This window comes from Paraglaciecola marina (assembly GCF_004360155.1).
Taxonomy (GTDB): domain Bacteria; phylum Pseudomonadota; class Gammaproteobacteria; order Enterobacterales; family Alteromonadaceae; genus Paraglaciecola; species Paraglaciecola marina.
The window spans coordinates 1-853 of sequence record NZ_SAIS01000071.1; the positions used below are offsets into that span (position 1 = coordinate 1).

General features: G+C 40.0%; 1 pseudogene. It reads left to right on the plus strand.

Going from position 1 to position 853, the window contains the following annotated elements:
- Positions 1-41: 41 nt before the first annotated feature.
- Positions 42-853, plus strand: a pseudogene (locus EOK74_RS20700) (helix-turn-helix domain-containing protein); the annotation flags it as partial.

Sequence of the window (853 nt, forward strand, 5' to 3'; positions counted from 1 at the left end):
TGTCTCATCCTGAAATACGTTGACATAAAGAGGACTTCTTTATGGAAACATCAAATAGTAAACATGCTAGACGCTCACAGCGAGATTATACTTTAGGCTTTAAATTAAGTGTTGTAGAGCTAGTAGAAAAAGGCGAATTCACCTATAAACAAGCCCAAAAGCACTTTGGTATACAAGGAAGAAGTACTGTTTTAGTGTGGCTTAGAAAACATGGTAAAATGGACTGGTCGAAGCCATTTCAGCATCCGCTTATGCCCAAATCAAAAGAAACACCCGCCCAAAAAATAAAGCGTTTAGAGCGTGAACTCCAAGATGAAAAAATTAGAAACCAAGTACTCAATGGCATGGTTGATATCATGGACAAAGAGTATGGAGCAGGCCTAAGAAAAAAGTACTTATCCGATACATCTGGCAAGCTAAACAACAAAACGAAATAAAGTTAGCGCCGATGTGTCGGCTGTTCGGTCTCTCTCGACAATCGGTGTATCAATCCGTATCGAGAATGGAGGTTAAGCGAGAAAAATTACATCCTATTAAGGAGTGGGTCAAGTATTGGCGCCAATACATGCCTCAAGTAGGTACACGAAAATTATATCAACTCATTAAGCCGAAATTAGTGGAGCATGAGATTAAGTTAGGCAGAGATGGACTGTTCACTTATCTGCGTCAGGAAGGCTTGCTGGTGAAGGCAAAGAAGAGTTACATCAAAACCACGCTCAGTAAGCATTGGATGAAAAAACATCCTAACTTACTCAAAGATAAAACGCCTACGAGACCTGAAGAGGTCTTCGTCAGTGATATAACCTATGTGCAATCAAATGAAGGAGTCCATTATCTATCATTGGTCACAGAT